This window comes from Filomicrobium insigne (assembly GCF_900104305.1).
Lineage (GTDB): Bacteria > Pseudomonadota > Alphaproteobacteria > Rhizobiales > Hyphomicrobiaceae > Filomicrobium > Filomicrobium insigne.
In genome coordinates this window covers 25,790-45,869 of record NZ_FNJC01000007.1, presented here as the reverse complement: position 1 = coordinate 45,869, position 20,080 = coordinate 25,790, and the positions used below count along the sequence as shown (strand labels likewise).

Sequence of the window (20,080 nt, the reverse complement as noted above, 5' to 3'; positions counted from 1 at the left end):
CCCCTAACGCGCCCTTCCCCATAAAGAGCGAAACCACTGCGGCGAAAGCGACCAGGAACAACATTGCCGCGACCAAATCCTTGAGCAGGCGCGGATAAGGCCGTCGCTTCGTCGCTGCCCGATCGAGCGCTAGCGCTGTGATCCTGCTGATAAGCCAGGCTGTTGCAAAATAGGCCAACGCGGTGAGGGCAAGCCGCAAGGTTTCACTATCGCCGAAGAGCGCGACAAGTGGCGACGGTGCCAGAACCAGCCCGAGGCTGGCCAATGTCAATATGGCCGGCCAGACAAGCCGACGAACATTCTGCTTCGGGCTCATTATCAGACCTCTCCCACTTAGCCGCACTGCGCAACGCCCGTACAGCAGACAAGGCAGGACGGACAATCATTCGCATGCAACCGGTAGATCGCCGCTGCGTAGCAGCGGTGGCCGCACCGCATGCTCGCAAAATATCGTTTAGTCAACGGCCTACGCTTGAGAAAGGGACTTCGTGACAACAATCTGAGAAACAGATTGCTTACTTTGTGCGGTGGATTGCTGCCACAGTCGGATCGCCGACGTCATTTTATCGGGGAGTTCCCAAGGATTCGATCCGACCATGGCACCAAACCTAGCCATTTGGCGACGCGTGAAATCGCCTAGAAACTTCGGCCATCGCGCCTCGCTCCACGTCAGCTACTTGGTAAGCATACGTGCCAAGACCCAGGCTACACGTCACAGAGGGACACTATCTCTCCGAGAAACTTGCACACTTTAGTCTGCGATTGATACCCGCATCCAGCAAGACCTCATCACCCGGCACTTCTGCCATGACGCAAAGTCTTCATGCCGGATTCGGACACCAGTAGATGGGGCGTCGGTGCGTGGCCCATTGGAATTGACTATTATCGTGTTCCTTTGTTGTTGATCCCATGGACCTGAAACACTGACTTACCGAAGCAGAACTCGACGGACGGTAAGGTCAAGCTCGGCAATGTCGGCAAGCAGGGCGACCGATATCTGCGCAGCCTGTTCACGGTTGGCGCGATAGCCGTGCAGCAAGGAGCGAACGAGATCATACGCTAAGGCGTGCGACGCAACGGTTGGAGAGGGCTGACAGCACGTTATGCAGAACCGGTCGAACCGGTGATCGGGACAACCCAAATGGGCCATCTCGAATGCGAGCTTCTGACCGGGGCCCGATCCGCGGAAGGCATAAGGGCCAGCGGCCATGTGAGAGCCGCACTGAAAGGCTGAACACTTGGCTGCCACGACCAAGCTGCGCGCTCGAATCCCTCGACAACACGGAGCCGTCCACTCATGGTCCGCTGCCACCGTGCCTCGCTCTGTCACTAACATCATAAGCGGACGCCCCTGGGTCGCGTAAGCTCCGACGTCGCCATTTCCGCAAGGGGTCAGGAGCGCGCTAATCCGTCAGCAACTCGGCCGATCTCGAACCGACAGCGGACGTGTCCGACGGAAGCAACTGTTGGCTGATCGCAGCCCGTCCGACTTCCACTTCTGGGACTTTGCGGCGGTGCGCCGTGACAAGGCGGCAGGTACACCGCACGTCTGGAATTGGGATCTCTCGTTTCTTCAGATAAACAGCTCGACCACGCCGTATCGTTGGTCTTGGGCGAGCTCAGTTCTTCATAGCTTCGGACCGTCTCGCCATTGAGCGTTCGCAACTCGTTGGCCCGGACAATCGGTTATATTCGTCCTCGCTTTCGAAATCCCATTCGCTCCTGTAGGGCCGGTAGAACTCCGTGAACCAGCGCAGCAGCAGCTCGCGCGAGCCATCCTTGAGGGCGATGTCATTCAGTAGGATATCGCGCAGCAAGGCATAGAACTGCCGATCATCGCTTGCATGCGCTGCAAGGGCGGGGCCTTGTCCCTCGACAGTGCGGATGATCTCATACCCAAGCGCGTGGAAGGTTCGCGCATCGACGGCGGCGCCGACTCGCCTCTCGATCCGTGTCGCCATTTCCTCAGCGGCATCCCTGCCAAATGCCAGGAGAAGGATCTCACTGGGCTGACGGATTGCGCGCTGAACGAGATAGGCGGCTTTGGCCACGATGACACTGGTCTTGCCGTAGCCGGCCCCCGCGAGGACTAACGTCGCATCTTCATCGACGACGACAGCGCGCCGCTGTTCCAGAGTCAGCGGATGCGTCTCAATGGTGTCAAACAACTCCCTCATCTTCGCAAGTTCGGTGCCGACGAACCTCGCAATTGCTTTGTCCCGCATCTGGTCGAAAGCTTGCGCAAAACAGAAGACAGCCTCGTACATGCGCCTCTGTTCGGCAGAGATGACATCGCCAGGGGGCGGCTCCGGGAGGTGCGATAGGAGCGCTCGGACGCGTTTGACAAAAGGATGCAGCAGACAGGCGGCCGGGTAACGGCGTGCCTGTGCCGGCCCTGCCATTTCGGAAAAGGCAAACGAACGCGATGTGCTGCCAAACAACTCGATACCGTCGCTGGTCAACCTTACGCTTCGAAACCGCCATCCAAGGGCGCTCAGCACTGCGTTTGTCAGTAGACGTCTACGGATCTGGTGAGAAACAGTGCTCATATGTGGAAACGTCCGCCCCAAGAGCCGGTTATAACCTTCTCATACTGTAAGCAGAGACGTTCAACGGGGCTATCCTGCGATCAGGCGTCGTGCTGCCCCTCCGATTAGCCGCACTTCCCTGCTGAGCGGCATCACTTTGCTGCCCCAACCTCGCCGCGAATAGTCCGGCTGAAGGATGGCGAGACATGGCCAGCTGCACTCATCTTGCGGGCAAATGCACAACCGATCCGCTAGATGGAACGCCAGCAGTAGAGAGGGGACAGTCACATCGCTCGCTGGCCCGCTGCCAATCTTCAAAAGCCGTGCTCATCGGCTTTGCCGAGGCACCGGACATCGGACCCCTCGGTGGCTTGTGCACAAGGTGCCCAAGCCCATTATCTAATGGACTCCGGTAAGCAGAAGTGCCGTAGGCACGTCGCTTGTGCACAGTATCGCCTATGAATCCATCGATCTGCCCAGCACTGATCGATTCCGAATCGCTTCTGCGTGTAGTCTCGGGCAGCCAAAAGAGTGGGGAGTGTGCCCGTGGACAATTACATTGACCTCGACCGCCGCTTTGTGGCCTACACCCCCAAGATCCAGGGCGAGCCGGACCAGCACTTTTTCAGGCTGCACGCGCTATTCAATGCAGGAAAGAACTGGGCGCAAGTTCTTGAGCACCCCTGCATCGTCATCATTGCTGAGGCGGGCAACGGCAAGTCGATCGAACTGCGTCACCAAGCAATGCTGCTGCGCAGACGCGGCGAGCACGCCTTTTTCTGCAATCTCGGACTTCTCGCCAAGATGCCGTTGCACCGGGCCCTCGAGGTCGGCTCGGCGCAAGAGCTGGGCTGCTGGCAGCAGGGCACGGCGCAAGGCACCTTCTTCCTCGACGCAGTGGACGAGGCCAAGCTCGCCGATCCGCGTGATTTTCAATCTGCCCTAGCCAACTATTTGGAGGCCACCGAGACGTATGGGCAGCGAGTTACGACCATCCTCTCGACGCGACCTCATTCTTGGCAAGCCTATGCCGATCGCGCGATGCTCGCTGCCCGTCTTGGTCTCCCGACTCCAGGCACCGTCAGCAAGACTAAGGCTGAGATTACACCCGGCGAGGAGCCGATCACATCGCCAACATCAAGCAATGAGCCCGAAGATGCTGACGATGACCAAGACACGACACAGGCAGCCCTCTCTCCTATTGCCGTCATGCAGCTCGAGCCACTTGATGAGGCGCGCATACGCATCTTTAGTCGCGCACGCGGCATCGCTGACGTCGATCTTGATGCCTTCATTACCGCGATTGAACGGGCGGATGCCGATCTGTTTGCGACACGCCCGGCTGATCTTCCCGGTCTTATCCAGATTTGGAAGGAGAAGCACGCGATTGGCAGCTATAGCGAGGTGGTCGCTCGAAACATCGAGCTGAAGCTCGCCGAGCTCAACACGACGCACCAGCGCTTCTCTATTGCATTCGAGCGGGCCATGGCTGGTGCCGAGACACTCGCCGCCGCAGTTACATTCGGCCAGCGCACTGCGATCCTCGTGCCCGATCAGCCGGTCGCCGAGGAGCTCAAAGCGCAGGCACTTAACCCTGCCTCTGTGCTCGCGACATGGATGCCGGCAGAAATCGAGGCTCTGCTCGGGCGCGCCCTTTTCGATGAGGCTCTCTATGGTACGGTACGCTTTCACCATCCCACCGCGCGCGAGTACCTCACTGCCTGCTGGCTCAAGCGCTGCCTCAAAAGCCAAAAGAGCCGGCGCAGGATCGAGAGCCTGCTGTTTGCCAAGCCCTACGGGAATGGCAATCCCGTGGTGATCCCGTCCATGAAGCCGATTGTCGGCTGGCTGGCCGGCTGGGACCAGCGCATCCGAGATGCCACGATGCGCATCGATCCGAAGGTCTTGTTAGAGCACGGTGATGCCAGGGCACTTGATATCCATACCCGGGCCTTTCTGCTCGGCGAATTCGCCCGTCGCTATGAGAACCGGAAGCATACCCCGCTCAGCCTCCATATCCGGGAAGTGCGCCGGCTCGCCGATCAGCGCCTTGTCCGACAACTCTGCGAGTTGCTTGCGCGCTATCGGGGACACGATGACGTCCGCCAGCTCTTGCTGCGCATCATTCGCGAAGGAGCGTTGACCGGCTGCGGCGAAGCGGTGTTGTCATTTGCCGTTGACGATAGCATGGATGCCTACACTCGTTCATGCGCCGTTCAGGCCATTGGCGTCGCTGGAACGGTAGAGGAGAGGCGGACGGTCGCAGGCACAATCGTGGCACGCGCGGCGACGCTCGACCCGCAAATCCTCGGTTCTGCCATTGAGACGCTTTGGCCAGAGACGCTCTCCATCATGGACATCGTCACGATCCTTCAGCGCGCCGAGCCACCTGAGGCCTTCTCATCGACGCGTCTGGATGCTCAGCTGGATCGCCTCGCAGAGCGCATCGAGAGGCGCGAGGACCGGCTCGTGCTTTTGCGCTCGGTGGTGGCGCTACTCAAGCAGCCGCCGCTTCATGACGAGTACCACACGATATCGCAGCGCTACGATTGGCTGCTGCCGCTCGCCAGCAAGCTGGCGCATTCCCTGGCCGAAGTGAAGCCCATCGATCCTGCCGTTCTCTCCGTCCTCGCAATGGCAGCCCGCGCCGGGCATATGCACCGGTATATGGGCGATGCTGATAGGCATGCGCGCGAGCTGATCGCGGCCAACCGCGACATCCGCCAACAGCTATTCTGGCATCTCATCGCGGACGAGCGCCGCAACTCACGCCAGCTGGTCACGGACTGGTGGTTCGCCGCCATGACGCCGGAGGTTACGGATTTCGATGTTGCGGATTTGGATCACTATCTGGGCGAGATCGCAGCCCGGCCCCTCGACGACGACAAGCGCATTGCCCTGTCCGTCGGAGTGACCATCTACGCGCGGCAGGGCCGGCCGCCGGAAATCCTAAGCCGCCTTGAGCGCGCCGTTGCCAGCAATCCCGCCCTGGTGGCTGAGCTGACGAAGCATCTGACGCCGGCTACACCATCGTCCGAATTGCGCGAGTCCGAGCGTAAGCTTGCCGCGATGCAGGAACGCAACAAAACGAAAAAGCAGAAGGACGAGGCGGACCGCACCCGCTGGATCGCTCTGCTGCGCGCTGATCCAAGCAAGATTGGTGACCTGAACATTGCCGCCGACGGCAAGCTGTGGGGCAACACTATCTGGTTGGCCGATGAGATCAGAAAGAAGCGGAGTAGTTCATCGAGCCGGTGGACCATCGACAGGTGGGAGCTACTGGAGGCAGACTTTGGTACTGAGGTAGCGCAAGCGTTTCGTGACTTCTGCGGCGCATTCTGGCGGCGCTACCGTCCCCAACTCCGATCGGAGATTGGCCAGGACACCTCCAGCGTCCCGTGGGCCGTGATCATCGGGCTGAGCGGCATTGCCATGGAGGCCCGCCAAGGTCCAGACTGGGCCGGAAGGCTCAGCCTAGATGAAGCGTCCCTGGCAACGCGCTATGCGCTTTGGGAGATGAATGGGCTCCCGCTCTGGTTCAGCGCCCTACATGAGGCGCATCCCGCGCCGGTCACCGATGTGCTGCTCGGCGAACTGCGATGGGAATTTGCAACGCCGAGGCTGCAGCAGGGCGCAGGGTATGTGCTGGCGCGGTTGCGCTGGAACGCCAAGGAGCTGGGGCAAGCCCTACGGTCAAAACTTATCGACCTAGTCGAGCAGTATGATATCGCCGACATCACGACGCTGGCCGAGGCGCTGACCGTGATCTTGCGCGATGCCAGGCCCCTGCCGGCGGCCTTCACCGCCCTCATGCTTGCTCGTGCCGATGCGACTGGCGAAGAGGCGCGCAAGGCCCTTTGGCTCGCCGCTGGGCTGTGCCTCGACGCAGAGGCAACCCTCACCCGCCTCGAGCCCTGGGTTGATGATGGATCAACGCCGCAGGCGTGCGAGGAACGGATGACGCCCATCCTTGAGCATGTATGGGGCAACCGGTTCGATAGCTTCACCTCCGAGCACAAGCATTATCAGCAGCCGGAGTTCCTTCTTCGCTTGCTCAAGCTGACCCATCGCCATATTCGCGTGGAGGACGACACACACAGGAGTGGCGCCGTTACCTCGCGCCACACGGCCCAGGATGCCCGCCGTCATATGCTGGAGTTACTGGTCGGTATCCCCGGTGAGCCGACCTACCTGGCGCTGCTTGAACTCGCATACTTCCATTCGGCCGAGTACGCACGAAACCGGATGCTCACCCTCGCCGAACAGCATGCCGAGTCGGATGTTGAGCATCACGCCTGGGCCGAGCACGAGGTCGCGCAGTTTGCCAACGAGGCCGAGCGCGATCCTGCAACCGAGGCTGAGCTGTTCCGCTTGGCGCTCTCCCGCTTGGATGACCTGAAGCTTGAGTTGGAGGAGGGCGATGAGAGCGAGGCAAGCCTCCTGCGCAAAGCCAAGGACGAGCCAGAACTGCGCCGGGCGATAGCCCATCGCCTTCGACAGGCCGCCCACTTCAAGTACACCACGGGATCGGAGGAGGAGCTGGCCGATAAGAGCCGCACGGATATCCGCCTCCACAATCCGCGCATCGAGCAGCGAGTGCCGATCGAAATCAAGATCGCCGGCAAATGGAGCGGGGCGCAGCTTAAGGAGCGGCTCGCCAACCAGCTCGGCCAGCAATATCTACGCGCCGCACGGCACGGCGTCTTTCTGGTGGTCAATCGCGGCGGGGAACGCGACCGAAAGAGCTGGAGGTTTGGTCAGCGCGCCGTTGATTTCGACGGCCTAATCGAGGCCCTGGCGGCCGAGGCCACAGCGTTGCTCTCCGCCTCTCCGACCATGAATGGGCTTGAGGTGGTAGGCATAGACTTGTTGCGCCGTGCGAGGCTCAATGTACAAGCTGTAAGCAAGCGCACGGGCGATAAGACCGCCAGTTCGAGGCATGGAAGACAGCGCAGAAAAAAATCTTAGACGCAGACGCTTATGGCGAAGGATGCTTCTATGAAGGCAAGTGCCGCAGCAGCGACGAAGCATGGGTATCAACAAAATATCGATACTACCCGGCCGCTGCGCAACATCCCTACTATTGGCTGCGGTTCGAAATGCGCGGACAAACGAAAAGGGAATCGACGGCGTAAGACCCTTTGCCCGATTACTGTTTTTCAACAGACTCGGTTTGTTGTGTTGGGTCTGAGTTGGATGGATCAGCATCGATGCCGGCTTGGTGGGGCCTCACGACTGAAAAGCGCGTGGGCGCTTCCCGCCAATCAAGGTGGGGGACGTTAATCAAGAAGAAGTCTCCGCCTAAATGTGCCGGCAAGGCAGCGTCCAATCCTGCGGGCAATGCTCAGACGTCGGCCAAGCGATGCCCCGCAGAAGAGGAGCGAGGCGCTGACTTTTTGCACACACTCTCGCGATTATAGCCCGGATCGTATGGTGCGCCGTCTCCCCTCCACGTCGCTACCGTGTTGGTGATTATTGGTATCGGACATCGCCGTAACCGTCTTGATCCTATTGTCGGTGCTGAAAACAGGGATCGACTTGAAATGCGATCATTGACGGAAAAACAAACGCGCTTCGTCGAAGAGTTTTTACGGGATTTGAACGCTACTCAAGCGGCAATCCGCGCAGGCTATTCAGGAAAGACGGCAAATCAGATCGGCCCAAAGCTGCTCGATCGTGAACACGTGCGAGCAGCAATCGATTCTGCAAAAGCCCTTCGCAGTGAGCGCACGAAGATCGATGCCGACTGGGTTTTGCAGCGTCTTGTGGCTGAAGCTGAAGCGGATGTTGCGGACCTATACGGCGACGATGGTGATCTGCGGCCGGTAGAGGAATGGCCTCACATCTGGCGTCAGGGGTTGGTGCAGGGCATCGACGTTCAGGTCGTTGAAGTCGAAGGCGAGCCGGTCGCGACGATCAAGAAACTCCGTCTCTCGGATCGGGTGCGCCGTTTAGAGATGATCGGCAAACACGTGACCGTCAACGCGTTCCAAGAGGTCTTGCAGCACAGGAGCCTTGAAGGGCTTGCCGTTCGTTTGGATCGCGCTCGCAAGCGGGTAGGTCACCTTCAGCACCTGGCTAACGCAGGCGTCGCAGCTGACACGGAGGACGCGTGACAGTGGCGGTTAACCCCGAAATTCCCTGCCCATGCTGCCAGCAGAGGGTGGCCGCGCCATCGCTTGAAATGTTCGTCGATCGCTACGGCATCCCACGCGAAGAGATCGATAGGGCTCTTACTATTCCCGTCGCGTCAGCCTCCATTGATCACTGCGCCAACAAGCTTCGACGCGATACCCGCAATAGCTGGCACAGCCTCGCGGCCAAGTTCTGCTAAGGCCGCACCGCCCAGCGCTGCCAAGACGGTATAAAGCACTTTGTTGCGCTCAGACCACGGTTTACCGGGTGTGCCTGTCCATCCTTCGCGATAGTCTTCCACTTGGCGGCAAAGCCGTTCGCGCGCCTCAGCAAGCGATGGCTCAGCCAGCCTCGGGCCGTCCTTCACTGAGTGCTCTAGTTCACCTTTCAAAGCCTGCTCGGCGTCGGCAATGTGGGTGTCGAGTTCGCGGCAAACGCCCTCGATCATCTGTCGCCAACGGAAGCCCCGGCTCTCGACGCGTCGCCCGATACTCTCCAGCGCCGAGCCGAGTGCCTCTCGCGTCGTGGTTTCGTGCATTCTGACGAATCGTATGACCGTAGCACCGCTGTTCAACTGCCCTTTGCTAGCGTGCTCCCTCATGATCTTCTGAAACCCGCTTGCAGCCTCCGAGCGCGCTTGCTCGAAAAGGGCGCGGGCGCGTTCAGATATATCCTCCCCCATCTCGCTGGCCCTCCACTTTCCCTGTCGGCCTCAACCCCGGCAGAGATGGGCACAATTTTTACTGTGCCACAACGCCTTGTGCATGGATTGTCGATGCCTAACGCGTGGCTCCAAATGAGCAAGCCACCAAGGCAACAGAGGTGGACAGAAGGGTGGACCGAAGCACAACCCATCATCATAATTCGTTGATATTACTAATATTTATAGGAAGAAATGGTGCGGTCGAGAGGACTCGAACCTCCACGGAGTTACCCACTACCACCTCAAGGTAGCGCGTCTACCAATTCCGCCACGACCGCATCAGGATGCCAACAACGCCAAAACTTTGCGTTGTAGCGCACATCCACCGACGGCCCACAAACGTGACCATCGAGGCTGATGCTGCTAACAGATACCCTGCATTAGCGCAAGTCCTTGCGACACAGAGAAGGGCGTTCGACGCCAAAATTGCTGGTGCGGCAGACAGCCGCTCACCACATCTACCGCAAACAAACGCAGTTGTGCCTGATGGAGAGGACACTCCGAAGCCCCACCACTCCCAGAAAGTCTAACGCATGCCCATTACCCAAATCTCCGACAAGGAACCAATCCCAGCTATCGAATGGGCCGTAAGCAGTGCTCCAATCGACTACCCACGCGCGGTCGCTTTCATGGAACAACGCGCAGCAGAGATCCGTGCTGGCACGGCCCGCGAGCTTATCTGGCTCTGCGAGCACCCGCCCCTCTATACCGCAGGCACAAGCGCCCAGCCGCAGGACTTGCTGGAACCTGCGAGGTTTCCCGTCCACACAACAGGCCGTGGCGGCCAGTACACCTATCACGGACCTGGTCAGCGGGTCGTCTATGTCATGCTCGATGTGCGACGGCATTTTGGGGACGTCAGGTCGTTCGTAACCTTCCTTGAGACATGGACCATCGACACTCTCGATAGCTTCGGTGTGAAGGGAGAAACCCGAAAAGATCGCGTCGGTGTGTGGGTCAAACGGCCGGACAAGGGAGACAACGTAGAAGACAAGATCGCCGCGATAGGCGTCCGCCTTCGCCGCTGGGTCAGCTTCCACGGCCTCGCGATCAACGTGAACCCCGACCTCACGCACTTCTCTGGCATCGTCCCCTGTGGCATCCGCGAGCACGGCGTCACGAGCATCTCGGACTTGAACGTTAACGCGAGCATGGCCGACGTGGATGCCGCATTGCGCACGAAATTCCAGGCACGCTTTCACAGCGTGCGCGAAACCGCCGATCCGTTTGCCAATTCAGTATCTAGGGAAACCGGTGCCGCCCTCGCTGCGACTTAAGCTGCAAGCGAAGGCGGTACCAGAATGATATGTTCAGCAAGTAGGCCCGGAGGTCTACTCGGATAACAAATGAGCTGCACGGCGTTCAAATGCAGGGAACGTCGCGCAATACGGACAGAGAACGTCCACCCTAGTGGAGCGAACGAGAGAAGGGCCTGTCCGCCGCAAACCGCCATGACGCATCATCTATCGACGACGAAAGCCTAGCGGATACAAAACGTCATTTGGTTGGGGTTCACTTTCCCCATCTTCATTACGGCGCTTCTCAGCACCGTCGTAAAACAAAACCGAATCTTCAATCGACACGATCTCGGTGCCCTCGACCAGAATGTACTGACCGTCTTCCACACCTTCGAGCCGAAGAATACACCCCTTCAAACAGACCCCATCGATCCGTTCCCCGGGCTTCAGCGAGATTTGGTTTTGTTGGTTGTCCTCGATAATGGTGATCTGGCGATCTTCGGCATCATTGTTTGTAACGCTGGAAGCAAGAGCCCCAACGCTTGGCAAACCAGCCATCATCAATGCGATGGCTCCAGCAAAACGCGCCATCCACACCATAATGCGAGACCCCGTTTACGCTGCCGACTTCTTCGCAGCAGCCTTCTTAGCGGCCGGCTTCTTCGCCGCAGGCTTCTTCGCAGCGGCCTTCTTCTTCACAGCGACCTTCTTCACAGCAACCTTTTTAGCAGCCGGCTTCTTGGCCGCCGTCTTCTTGGCTGCAGGCTTCTTAGCAGCAACGGCCTTCTTAGCAGCAGCGGCCTTCTTCTTAACGGGCACCTTCTTCGCAACTGCCTTCTTGACGGCAGTCTTCTTGGCTGCGGGCTTCTTCGCAGCAGCCTTCTTGACGGTCTTTGTTTTCATCTCTCAGGTTCCTTAGACTTGAGGGGAGCGACTCGAATAGGCTCCAACCACTCCCGTTTTCGCCACAACGGTTTTCACTGTGGTTACAAACGTCCGTACCCTCAAACGGAAAATTCCGGTTGCGGCTATCGGAAATTCCGATAGGTATGCCTGAGGAGAAGTTACTGCGTATCAATATTTACCATGGACGTCACACTCGCACGCACCTTTCTCACCGTCGCTGAGACCGGCAGTTTCATCGATGCTGCGCGCAATATGAACGTCACTCAGTCCACGGTTTCCGCTCGCATCAAAAGCCTGGAAGACCTTCTAGGACAACCACTTTTTTCCCGCTCACATACAGGCGCCGATCTCACAGTCGCTGGAGAACAGTTTCGCAAACACGCGCTCGCGCTCGTTCGAGTTTGGCAACATGCGCAGCTTGAAATCGGCATGTCGTCGCAACATCGAGACCATCTCGCATTCGGCGCGCCAATGAGTTTCTGGGATAGTTTTCTGTTGAAATGGGTATCTTGGTTACGCCAATCGATGCCCGATATTGCGGTTTCAGCAAGCGCTGGACGTGCTCAACTCCTCACGCAGCGACTCGTTGAAGGCACGTTGGACCTCGCGATCATGTATCGTCCGATCCAACCACCCGGCCTTCTGATCGAACATCTGTTCGACGAAGAGATCGTACTTGTGACCTCCACGCCGGTACGTACTCGGCGCAGCTCAAGCGATTATCTCTTCATCGATTGGGGAAGCGATTTCCAACAGGATCATGCAGCGGCATACCCCGAGCTCACCACCGCTGGCCTTCACCTTGACATCGGATCGGCCGGGATCAACTACATCCTCACCAATCCGGCAACCGGCTACTTCCCGCGACGGCTTGTGGCACGGCACCTCTCGAGTGGCCGTCTCAGACAACCGAGCCGCGCACGCAAATTCGTTTACCCTGTCTACATGGTATATCCGGAAGCACGAGATGAGGAAGCTTACGAGCCCATCCTCGCTGGCCTGCGTAAAGCGGCAGCGCGCCTCTCCTAACGTCTTGTAACGTTGGCTTTTGCCTAAGTTTTGCGCAGTCCGCGTCGCCGGATACGTCGGCCGACATAGATGCGACGCGCCGCACCAATGCTCCTTAGGGAGCGCCACGATTCAAGTTCGGCAATCACCTCATCAGGAAATCCGAACGCACGTGCGCCGACAAGAATGGCACTTTCCATGTAGGCTGGCTTCGGGACACCATCTGCTCGGTGTGTGCTGGCGTAGGTGAACGAGGAACGCTCAACCCCGCTGGCGAGCCGCACGCGCACACGCTTGCGGAGGTAGTGTCCGTGCGCAACGCCCTCCCATTGGTCGAGCAAATGGAGATGCCAAGGTTCAACACGCCACAACACGCCGTAAACGCGGTTGTCGTAAGCGGGCATGATGTTCGCCGCCCCACGGGTCGTAATCTGAAACCGCCAGTTATCCAGCGTCGCCATACCGACCGGACGTGCACCAGGGCAACGTCGCGCCATCTGCCGCGGGGACATGTTTGACCCGTAAGCGAAGTAGAGCGGCCCGAGGAGACTCATTTATCCGCCATCGTAATTGTGGCGCAGTCGTAGTCGGGCACCCGCTCTGCCTTTCGAAGCCCTAAGCTCAAGCGAATTCCATGATGACTTCATCGACCGCCAAGCTATCTCCGGGCTGAGCGTTGACCTTCGTCACCGTTCCATCGCGTTCGGCTCGCAAGATATTTTCCATCTTCATGGCCTCAACGATGGCGAGAGCATCACCGGCTTTGACCTCATCGCCAACCGAAACGTTAATCGCTTTCACCAACCCAGGCATTGGGCACAACAACAGCTTTGAGGTGTCAGGAGCAACCTTCTCAGGCATCAACGCCGCGAGTGCCGCCTCGCGGTGCGTGAAGACCTTTACCGGCATACGAATACCGCGATAGGCGAGATCGTAGCCATTAAGGATCGGGCGCACCTGAACGGAAACATCCGCATTCCTGACTACACCGGACCAGACGGCATCACCCGGCCACCACTTGGAGGCCAACTCGAGCGTATCGTTCTGACCGTCCTCACCCGCCATCACAACGGTGACAGGTCCACCCAGCGTCCCCTCCACCAGAAGTTCAACGCTTGTATCCCCCAACACCACAACGCGTTCATTGCTGAACCGCACGGGCGTACCGTCCATCTGATGGGTGATCTCGCGACGACGAACGTTGTTGATGTGATCAATCGCCCCGGCAACAGCAGCCAAAACCTTTAACTCCTCACCCTCAGGCGGCCGCGGCTCAAATCCGTTCGGATACTCTTCTTGGATAAACCCCGTGGAGAGCTCCCCAGAACGCCACCGTGGATGCTGCATAAGAGCACTGAGGAACGGAATGTTGTGCTGAATACCGTCGATATAGAAGGCATCGAGCGCATCAGACTGCGTGTTGATCGCAGCTTCACGCGTGGGCGCGTGGGTCACGAGCTTCGCAATCATCGGGTCGTAGAACATTGAGATTTCGCCGCCCTCGTAGACGCCCGTATCGTTACGGATCGTGAGACCTTCAGCTGAACCCTCGTTGGGCGGACGGTACTTGACGAGGCGACCAATGGACGGAAGGAAGTTGCGGAACGGATCCTCTGCGTAAATGCGGCTCTCGACAGCCCAACCGTTGAGCTTCACATCCGCCTGCTTGCGATCGAGCTTCTCGCCCGCAGCTACACGGATCATCTGTTCAACAAGATCGATCCCCGTAACCAATTCCGTCACGGGGTGCTCAACCTGCAGCCGCGTATTCATCTCAAGGAAATAGAAGCTCTTGTCCTGACCGGCGACAAATTCAACAGTGCCGGCTGAATCATAATTTACAGCCTTGGCGAGTGCGACAGCCTGCGCCCCCATCTCGTTCCGGGTCTTCTCATCAAGCAACGGAGACGGCGCTTCCTCGACCACCTTTTGATTGCGCCGCTGAATGGAGCATTCGCGCTCACCCAGATGGATGACATTGCCGTGCTTATCACCCAGAATCTGAATTTCGATATGCCGCGGGTTCTCGATGAACTTCTCAATGAAGACCCGGTCATCACCAAACGAAGATTTTGCTTCCGAACGCGCCAGCGCAAAACCTTCTTCGCACTCCTTGGCATCCCATGCGATGCGCATACCCTTGCCGCCGCCGCCAGCCGACGCCTTAATCATCACCGGATAGCCGATCTCACCAGCGATCTTCACCGCATCCTTGGCATCGGCAATCTCACCCAGATAACCGGGAACGGTAGAAACCTTTGCCTTTGCAGCCGCCTTCTTCGACTCGATCTTGTCGCCCATCGCCGCAATCGCGTGAGGATTAGGACCGATAAAAACGATGCCATGCTCGGCAAGAGCCTTCGGAAACGCTTCGCGTTCGGATAAGAAGCCGTACCCTGGATGAACGGCCTCGGCGCCTGTTGCTTTACAGGCCTCGATGATCTTCTCCATGATAAGATAAGACTGCGCGGCGGGAGCTGGTCCGATATGAACGGCCTCATCGGCCATCTGTACATGCAGCGCGCTCTGGTCAGCATCCGAATAGACCGCAACCGTCGCGATGCCCATGCGCCGGGCCGTCTTGATAACCCGGCAAGCAATCTCCCCACGATTAGCGATCAGTATTTTTTTAAACATTGGCGGCCTTGTCTCAGATGATCCAGAATTTGGTTAGCCGCGTTTTAGTCGCTGCCCGCCCCGAGGTAAACTACCGTGATAGCGTCATCATTACCCAGGAAAACGGTGGTGTGCGGCGTACTAACGCTGTTTCGCCATATCTGCAGCCGCCACACGACGCGAAACAGGTGTAGCGCCGGGCGCAGAACTACGCTCAAGCATCCTCACGCGTACCAGATCAACAGCACTTCTCAGCTCATAAAGCTTGTCCGAATAGTGCAATGGTACTGGAATATTAGCCACCGCAGTCTCGATCCGCTCGATTTCATCCATAAGCTCGCTCGGAGCGGAAACTTCATTCAGCTTGGTTTCAAGTAACTTGAGTTCGCGATACCAATAAAGAATCCGCCGTCGGATACGCCATTGGTAAAGCCACGGGGCGACCTTGAACAATGGCAGTAAGATTGTCGCAATCGGAACAATCATAACGATCATGCGTTCGATGAAGTTGGCGAGCCAGAATGGCAGATAGCGCTGAAGAAACGGCGCACCACGCTTGTAAAGCCGCTCAGCATCCGCCGCCATCGGGAGTTCGGGGTCATGGGCCTTGGGAAACTCCTCAACCCGCTGGAACATACCGCCGCCGCTATGGACCTCCTGCGCCGCCTGCACCATCAGCCCGATGATCGCCGGGTGGAGATCCTTGTGGGCCACAAGAGCGGCCTGTGCGGCGATCAAAGTCACATCACCGTCGGGGATCTGCCTTGGCAAATCGATAACCCCAGAGGGCAATGTGACGCGAGACAGATAAGGCATGAGACGGGTGTAGGCGTCGGCATTAGCAAAACTCATCAGCCGAATTCCAGGCTCCCGCAGCAACTCGCGCACGAGCTTCGATTCCGCCGCGAGCACCAAAAATACCGCATCGACGTTATCTGATCTCAATGCCTCAGCTGCAGCATCCCCGCTGAGAGACGAAAATGTAGTGTTCTGCTCGTTGAGACCGTTGGCCGTTAGCAGATCGCTCACCAGTGCTCGCGTTCCACTGCCGGGTGCTCCGATGGCGAGCCGTCTTCCGGATAACTGTACGAGGCGGTCGACCTCTACACTCCCCTTATAGAAAACCCAAAGAGGCTCTAAGAAAACGCGCCCCAAAGAGACAAGCTCCGGCGCGTTTTGCTGATCAGCAATGCCACCCTGCATGAGCGCGAGATCGACATCCGATCCTGGCGCCTGAAGGCGTTGAAGATTCTCGATGGATCCTGCCGAACTGAGCACTTCGAGAGATACACCTGAGTCGGCGAGTATCCTTTTGTATTTCTGCGCAAACGCGTAATACCCGCCGCTTTCGCTGCCCGTCGTCATCTTGACGCTCGCAGGAGGCGCCGGTTCCACAAACTGGTAGGCGAACCAAAACGCGAACGCCACGAGCAATATCGCGGGGCCGGCAATCAAAAGGGATTCGCGAAACTGCGAAGTCTGCACCTTGCGTCGCATGCGCAGCAAAACTCCTTGCTTACCGCTCTTGCAAAGAGCGAGGTTTGCCACGGAAAAGCGAAGTACATCAATGCTTGATGCAAATATATATCGGGAGATGCCCCGTTGACGGGATTTTCGGACTTGCAGTTTTTGCTCGGCCGCGATGACGAACAGGTCTACCCACGCAACTAATCGGGTAAATGGGCGATCGGCGCGAAAAGATCAGAAAATTCAGAATATGAAAAAGTAAGCCATCAAGCGGCAGTGTGTACCCGCTCAAGGACCTCTTGCAGCTCGGGCTCGACGGTAACAGGCACCTTTGCGAGATAATCAACCAGGGCAATCTCGTTCATCGTAAGAGCATCACTCCGGCCCAACCATTCAGTTAGCCAACTTGCGTCATCAGACGTGACGTCTTCACCCGTGATGATATTGCGGTATTCCCGCTCCAGCCGGCTCAAAGCTTGCTCCACTGGAGTTTGTACGCGATAGGCTTCAACCACGCCATCTAGACCGCTTTTCACAATCGCATTCACAATCGCTTCGGGGGTCGTTTCGCTGCGTTCATCATGCCACGCCTCCGAACGCAGAGCCTCCTCGCGTGTAGGCACGCCGTAACCCGAAGTAGCCAACATCACGTTAGTGACCGCTTTTACAAAAAGCTCGGTCCAAGCTGTGTTGATGCGTGTCTTGTCGAGCGCAGCATTGATGTCGAAAAGAATTTCAACTTCGCTACGCGTCAAGGCCATACTGCCGTCGCCGCCAAAAGCATAAATCATGCGGCGCATGATCTCGATTTCTTCGTCAAACAATAGGCCCAACGCGCGCGGCTGGCCGGGGCGTAGCGGTCCATCACCGGCAACGACAGCCCGTCGAACTTGGCTAAGGCCGAATGCAATAAGACTGCGAGGTGCCCAGCGCGCGCTCTCAAGCACGTCAATCAGCAGATCAAGTTCCGTGCGCGTCTCTACCCAGCCACTACGGGCAGCCTGATCGATAAGCCACTGTGCATTCTCTTCGGTGAGATAACCCTGTGGTTCAGCCGTATGCACCACATAATCAGACACGATACCAATGAACCAGTCCGACCATCCCGCATCTTTGACTAAGCATTGCACGTGAAGGGCAAACAGCGCCTGCACATCATCAGGGGTGAGTTGGCGAGCGTCGATCGCACTAAGCTTCGCGAGATCCGTTTCTCTGAGGCTACCGCGTGCAAGAATTTCCCCGAACGAAACCGAACCGAAAGCGCCCATGGACCCCTCACCAAGCTTGCCGATGGCATGACGTCCTTGAGTTAAGGATCGGATGCTTACGAATCCCCTAACGCGAAGCTGGGTCGCAGGGCGATCGGGGGGCCTTAGCCATATACATAACTTGCCAAACCCCGCGTTGACGGCGAATGTGCCCCGCGCGGGAACTATAGGGTAATCAGCAGGAAAGCACACCGCATATGCCAACAGCCGGATGGCAGGAGGATTTCGCCAAGGCTCAGGCGGAGCAATTCGTTAACATCGTATGCATGAAATGGGGGGACCGTTACGGCCCGGAATGGGTCAATCGCCTCTACGGCATGGTGTCGCGGTCAACGTCCTGGAAATTCCGTTTTGTCTGTTTCACCGACGATCCCAAAGGCATTCGGCCCGAAGTCGAGTGTCAGCCTCTACCCAGTGTGGATTTTGACAAGAGCCTCGGCAAATATTGGCCCAAACTAGGCCTCATGGCACCGGAGCTCGGTGGCTTGCAAGGAATGACGCTGTTCCTTGATCTCGATATCGTGATTATTGAAAATATCGACGACCTGCTCATCTATCCGGGGCGTTTTTGCATCATCCGCGAATGGAAAGATCCCCACCTCGGATACGGCAACAGCTCGGTTGTGCGCTACTTCATCGGTCGCGAGAGTGCCGTACTTGAGCGTTTCTACGCGACACCAGAGCGGGAAATCGTCGAAACTTACGCTTCTAAGGAGCAGAACTTTCTCACGAAAGCCGTCGACGAGGTCACTTTTTGGCCGCAGGAATGGTGCGTACCTTTTTCGCGCGACTGCCTTCCGCGCAACCGGATCCTGCGCTTCTTTGCGACGCCGAAGAAACCTCAACAGGCCAAAATCCTGGTGTTCTATGGCTCCATCACCCCTGCGAGCGCACTAAGGGGAGAGCATGAGAGCAATAAGCGCGTCGGAACCGGATTTAGTTTCCGCCCCACCCGCAGGAGATTCCTGCCGGCCTCATGGATAGGGGATTATTGGTACGAATGATCCCAATGACTTATCAGCGTAACGCCATCTCAGGCGTTGTACAGACATTCAGTGATCTGCCTAACACCTTGCCAACCGAGGTCACGTCTCTACATGGCGGCCAGCGTTATGTCGTGTGCGCATTTTATACACCAAGCTATCTCGAGAATGTTTTGCGGTTAAAAGCCTCGCTCGAGAGGTTGGGCCTGAACTACCACCTCAAATGCGTTGAATACAAAGGCTCCTGGGAAGCCACCACACGCTTGAAGCCCTCATTCGTGGTAGATTGCCTGAACAAGTTTCCCGATCATGACGTGCTCTACCTCGACGCAGATGCCGTCGTGAACGAAAAACCAGTATTCTTCGACACGGTAACGACGGACGTGGCGCTCTTATTCGCTCCGACGAAGAGAGCACGGAAACCGCTCCTCAGTCTTGCCGCTGGAACGCTCTACATACGCAACACGCTGGGCGGCCGAAAATTCGCTGAGCACTGGCGCAACCAAGAAAGTCGTAGCGGTCTTCTGACGCTTGACGAAGACATGATCTACATGGCTTTCCCGAACTTTGAGGGCATAACCTTCACCGCGCTGCCGCGCGCGTATTCGAAGATTTTCGACAGCGAGGGACCTGACGCAGTCATCGAGCACTTCCAGGCAAGCCGCACGCAATTCAAACTCAGTCGACTCCTGCGCAAAGGAGAACGCGCCGTGGTCATAGCGAGCGCGGTGCTTGTGCTCGCTATCATCGCCATCATCTGGCGACAAGTACTGTAACTAAGACGTGCGTGCCGGCGGGAAGGGGGCAATCCCGCCGGCACCAATCTCCCTCCCAAACGCCTTTAGCGACCAACACGCGGCAGTGAGCTCCAGCGCTTGTGACTGTCCCGTTTCTCAGACTTGATGTTGGTCCGCGCGGTCCGAAGCTTGGAGTTCAGAATACGCCTCTCCGCAGCCGAAAGCCTTCCATCGGCGAGAAAACGACCACGAAGGCGGGCGATCTGGCGCTGTTCGCTGCGCAGTTTGATGCCTTCAGTCCACGTAATCTTACCTGACTTGCGGCCAGCTTCGATTGCAGCAGCTTGACGGTCTAGACGATGGCTCGTCCGGTCAGCGGCGCTCGCACTCGTCGCAAGGCCACCAATCACCCCAGCAGCTACCAAAATTGCAGTCGTAATCTTCAACATCCCATCATCTCCGTTTTATCCCTCGGTCAGTCGGGCCTAAGC

Annotated in this window: 16 protein-coding genes, 1 tRNA gene and 1 pseudogene; 6 read left to right on the top strand and 12 right to left on the bottom strand. The window is 57.8% G+C overall.

Features of this window, described 5'->3' with window-relative positions:
- From BLS30_RS17775 to BLS30_RS17765, 3 genes and pseudogenes are all read right to left on the bottom strand, one after another.
- Positions 1–316 (bottom strand): annotated as a pseudogene (locus tag BLS30_RS17775) (hypothetical protein); the annotation flags it as partial.
- A gap of 612 nt (positions 317–928) precedes the next feature.
- Positions 929–1,210 carry a hypothetical protein gene (locus BLS30_RS18550; RefSeq protein ID WP_090230807.1) on the bottom strand — a complete coding sequence of 94 codons (282 nt, stop codon included), beginning with the start codon at positions 1,208–1,210 and terminating at the stop codon, positions 929–931.
- Positions 1,211–1,619: 409 nt separating this feature from the next.
- Positions 1,620–2,462 carry a UvrD-helicase domain-containing protein gene (locus tag BLS30_RS17765; protein WP_210184063.1) on the bottom strand — a complete coding sequence of 281 codons (843 nt, stop codon included), beginning with the start codon at positions 2,460–2,462 and terminating at the stop codon, positions 1,620–1,622.
- A 612-nt stretch (positions 2,463–3,074) separates the two neighbouring features.
- On the opposite strand from BLS30_RS17765, the gene BLS30_RS17760 reads away from it, so the two are divergent.
- Together BLS30_RS17760 and BLS30_RS17755 are read left to right on the top strand one after the other, a co-directional pair.
- A complete protein-coding gene (locus BLS30_RS17760) occupies positions 3,075–7,496 on the top strand; it encodes an NACHT domain-containing protein (RefSeq protein ID WP_090230801.1) in 4,422 nt (1,473 codons plus the stop codon).
- Positions 7,497–8,071: 575 nt separating this feature from the next.
- Entirely contained in the window at positions 8,072–8,644 is a 573-nt protein-coding gene (locus BLS30_RS17755; protein WP_090230799.1) for a terminase small subunit, read from the top strand.
- 134 nt (positions 8,645–8,778) lie between these two features.
- Here BLS30_RS17755 and BLS30_RS17750 read toward each other — a convergent pair whose 3' ends face one another.
- Positions 8,779–9,345 carry a hypothetical protein gene (locus tag BLS30_RS17750; RefSeq protein WP_090230796.1) on the bottom strand — a complete coding sequence of 189 codons (567 nt, stop codon included), beginning with the start codon at positions 9,343–9,345 and terminating at the stop codon, positions 8,779–8,781.
- Positions 9,346–9,559: 214 nt separating this feature from the next.
- Positions 9,560–9,644, bottom strand: a tRNA-Leu gene (locus BLS30_RS17745).
- A gap of 255 nt (positions 9,645–9,899) precedes the next feature.
- Between BLS30_RS17745 and lipB the strand changes: the two genes are divergently transcribed.
- Complete coding sequence (gene lipB, locus BLS30_RS17740; RefSeq protein WP_090230793.1) at positions 9,900–10,643, top strand: lipoyl(octanoyl) transferase LipB; 744 nt, start codon at positions 9,900–9,902, stop codon at positions 10,641–10,643.
- Between the two features lie 186 nt (positions 10,644–10,829).
- Here the strand turns inward: lipB and BLS30_RS17735 are convergent, their stop codons facing one another.
- Together BLS30_RS17735 and BLS30_RS17730 are read right to left on the bottom strand one after the other, a co-directional pair.
- Positions 10,830–11,204 (bottom strand): hypothetical protein, encoded by a 375-nt coding sequence (locus tag BLS30_RS17735; protein ID WP_090230791.1) that lies wholly within the window; start codon positions 11,202–11,204, stop codon positions 10,830–10,832.
- Positions 11,205–11,219: 15 nt separating this feature from the next.
- A complete protein-coding gene (locus BLS30_RS17730; RefSeq protein WP_046479828.1) occupies positions 11,220–11,507 on the bottom strand; it encodes a hypothetical protein in 288 nt (95 codons plus the stop codon).
- A 183-nt stretch (positions 11,508–11,690) separates the two neighbouring features.
- Between BLS30_RS17730 and BLS30_RS17725 the strand changes: the two genes are divergently transcribed.
- Positions 11,691–12,539 carry a LysR family transcriptional regulator gene (locus BLS30_RS17725; protein WP_046476276.1) on the top strand — a complete coding sequence of 283 codons (849 nt, stop codon included), beginning with the start codon at positions 11,691–11,693 and terminating at the stop codon, positions 12,537–12,539.
- A 23-nt stretch (positions 12,540–12,562) separates the two neighbouring features.
- On the opposite strand, the gene BLS30_RS17720 is transcribed toward BLS30_RS17725, so the two are convergent.
- From BLS30_RS17720 to BLS30_RS17705, 4 genes are all read right to left on the bottom strand, one after another.
- The gene (locus BLS30_RS17720) at positions 12,563–13,072 is read right to left on the bottom strand and encodes a gamma-glutamylcyclotransferase family protein (protein WP_090230788.1); all 510 of its coding nucleotides are present in this window, start codon (positions 13,070–13,072) and stop codon (positions 12,563–12,565) included.
- A 67-nt stretch (positions 13,073–13,139) separates the two neighbouring features.
- The gene (locus BLS30_RS17715; protein ID WP_090230786.1) at positions 13,140–15,155 is read right to left on the bottom strand and encodes an acetyl-CoA carboxylase biotin carboxylase subunit; all 2,016 of its coding nucleotides are present in this window, start codon (positions 15,153–15,155) and stop codon (positions 13,140–13,142) included.
- Positions 15,156–15,275: 120 nt separating this feature from the next.
- Positions 15,276–16,631 carry a TAXI family TRAP transporter solute-binding subunit gene (locus BLS30_RS17710; protein WP_046476272.1) on the bottom strand — a complete coding sequence of 452 codons (1,356 nt, stop codon included), beginning with the start codon at positions 16,629–16,631 and terminating at the stop codon, positions 15,276–15,278.
- Between the two features lie 236 nt (positions 16,632–16,867).
- Complete coding sequence (locus BLS30_RS17705) at positions 16,868–17,869, bottom strand: hypothetical protein (RefSeq protein ID WP_090230783.1); 1,002 nt, start codon at positions 17,867–17,869, stop codon at positions 16,868–16,870.
- Between the two features lie 197 nt (positions 17,870–18,066).
- On the opposite strand from BLS30_RS17705, the gene BLS30_RS17700 reads away from it, so the two are divergent.
- Together BLS30_RS17700 and BLS30_RS17695 are read left to right on the top strand one after the other, a co-directional pair.
- Positions 18,067–18,873 (top strand): hypothetical protein, encoded by an 807-nt coding sequence (locus BLS30_RS17700; RefSeq protein ID WP_046476269.1) that lies wholly within the window; start codon positions 18,067–18,069, stop codon positions 18,871–18,873.
- Complete coding sequence (locus BLS30_RS17695; RefSeq protein ID WP_090230780.1) at positions 18,870–19,628, top strand: hypothetical protein; 759 nt, start codon at positions 18,870–18,872, stop codon at positions 19,626–19,628. Before BLS30_RS17700 ends, BLS30_RS17695 begins: the two co-directional genes overlap by 4 nt.
- A gap of 65 nt (positions 19,629–19,693) precedes the next feature.
- Here the strand turns inward: BLS30_RS17695 and BLS30_RS17690 are convergent, their stop codons facing one another.
- Positions 19,694–20,038 (bottom strand): hypothetical protein, encoded by a 345-nt coding sequence (locus BLS30_RS17690; protein ID WP_046476264.1) that lies wholly within the window; start codon positions 20,036–20,038, stop codon positions 19,694–19,696.
- Positions 20,039–20,080 lie beyond the last annotated feature (42 nt).

What these genes read in the sequence shown, in the direction of transcription:
- BLS30_RS18550 (WP_090230807.1), bottom strand. Translation starts at nt 1,210, where the DNA reads ATGGCCGCTGGCCCTTATGCCTTCCGCGGATCGGGCCCCGGTCAGAAG.
- BLS30_RS17755 (WP_090230799.1), top strand. Translation starts at nt 8,072, where the DNA reads ATGCGATCATTGACGGAAAAACAAACGCGCTTCGTCGAAGAGTTTTTA.
- BLS30_RS17750 (WP_090230796.1), bottom strand. Translation starts at nt 9,345, where the DNA reads ATGGGGGAGGATATATCTGAACGCGCCCGCGCCCTTTTCGAGCAAGCG.
- lipB (WP_090230793.1), top strand. Translation starts at nt 9,900, where the DNA reads ATGCCCATTACCCAAATCTCCGACAAGGAACCAATCCCAGCTATCGAA.
- BLS30_RS17735 (WP_090230791.1), bottom strand. Translation starts at nt 11,204, where the DNA reads ATGGTGTGGATGGCGCGTTTTGCTGGAGCCATCGCATTGATGATGGCT.
- BLS30_RS17730 (WP_046479828.1), bottom strand. Translation starts at nt 11,507, where the DNA reads ATGAAAACAAAGACCGTCAAGAAGGCTGCTGCGAAGAAGCCCGCAGCC.
- BLS30_RS17725 (WP_046476276.1), top strand. Translation starts at nt 11,691, where the DNA reads ATGGACGTCACACTCGCACGCACCTTTCTCACCGTCGCTGAGACCGGC.
- BLS30_RS17720 (WP_090230788.1), bottom strand. Translation starts at nt 13,072, where the DNA reads ATGAGTCTCCTCGGGCCGCTCTACTTCGCTTACGGGTCAAACATGTCC.
- BLS30_RS17715 (WP_090230786.1), bottom strand. Translation starts at nt 15,155, where the DNA reads ATGTTTAAAAAAATACTGATCGCTAATCGTGGGGAGATTGCTTGCCGG.
- BLS30_RS17710 (WP_046476272.1), bottom strand. Translation starts at nt 16,631, where the DNA reads ATGCGACGCAAGGTGCAGACTTCGCAGTTTCGCGAATCCCTTTTGATT.
- BLS30_RS17705 (WP_090230783.1), bottom strand. Translation starts at nt 17,869, where the DNA reads ATGGGCGCTTTCGGTTCGGTTTCGTTCGGGGAAATTCTTGCACGCGGT.
- BLS30_RS17700 (WP_046476269.1), top strand. Translation starts at nt 18,067, where the DNA reads ATGCCAACAGCCGGATGGCAGGAGGATTTCGCCAAGGCTCAGGCGGAG.
- BLS30_RS17695 (WP_090230780.1), top strand. Translation starts at nt 18,870, where the DNA reads ATGATCCCAATGACTTATCAGCGTAACGCCATCTCAGGCGTTGTACAG.
- BLS30_RS17690 (WP_046476264.1), bottom strand. Translation starts at nt 20,038, where the DNA reads ATGTTGAAGATTACGACTGCAATTTTGGTAGCTGCTGGGGTGATTGGT.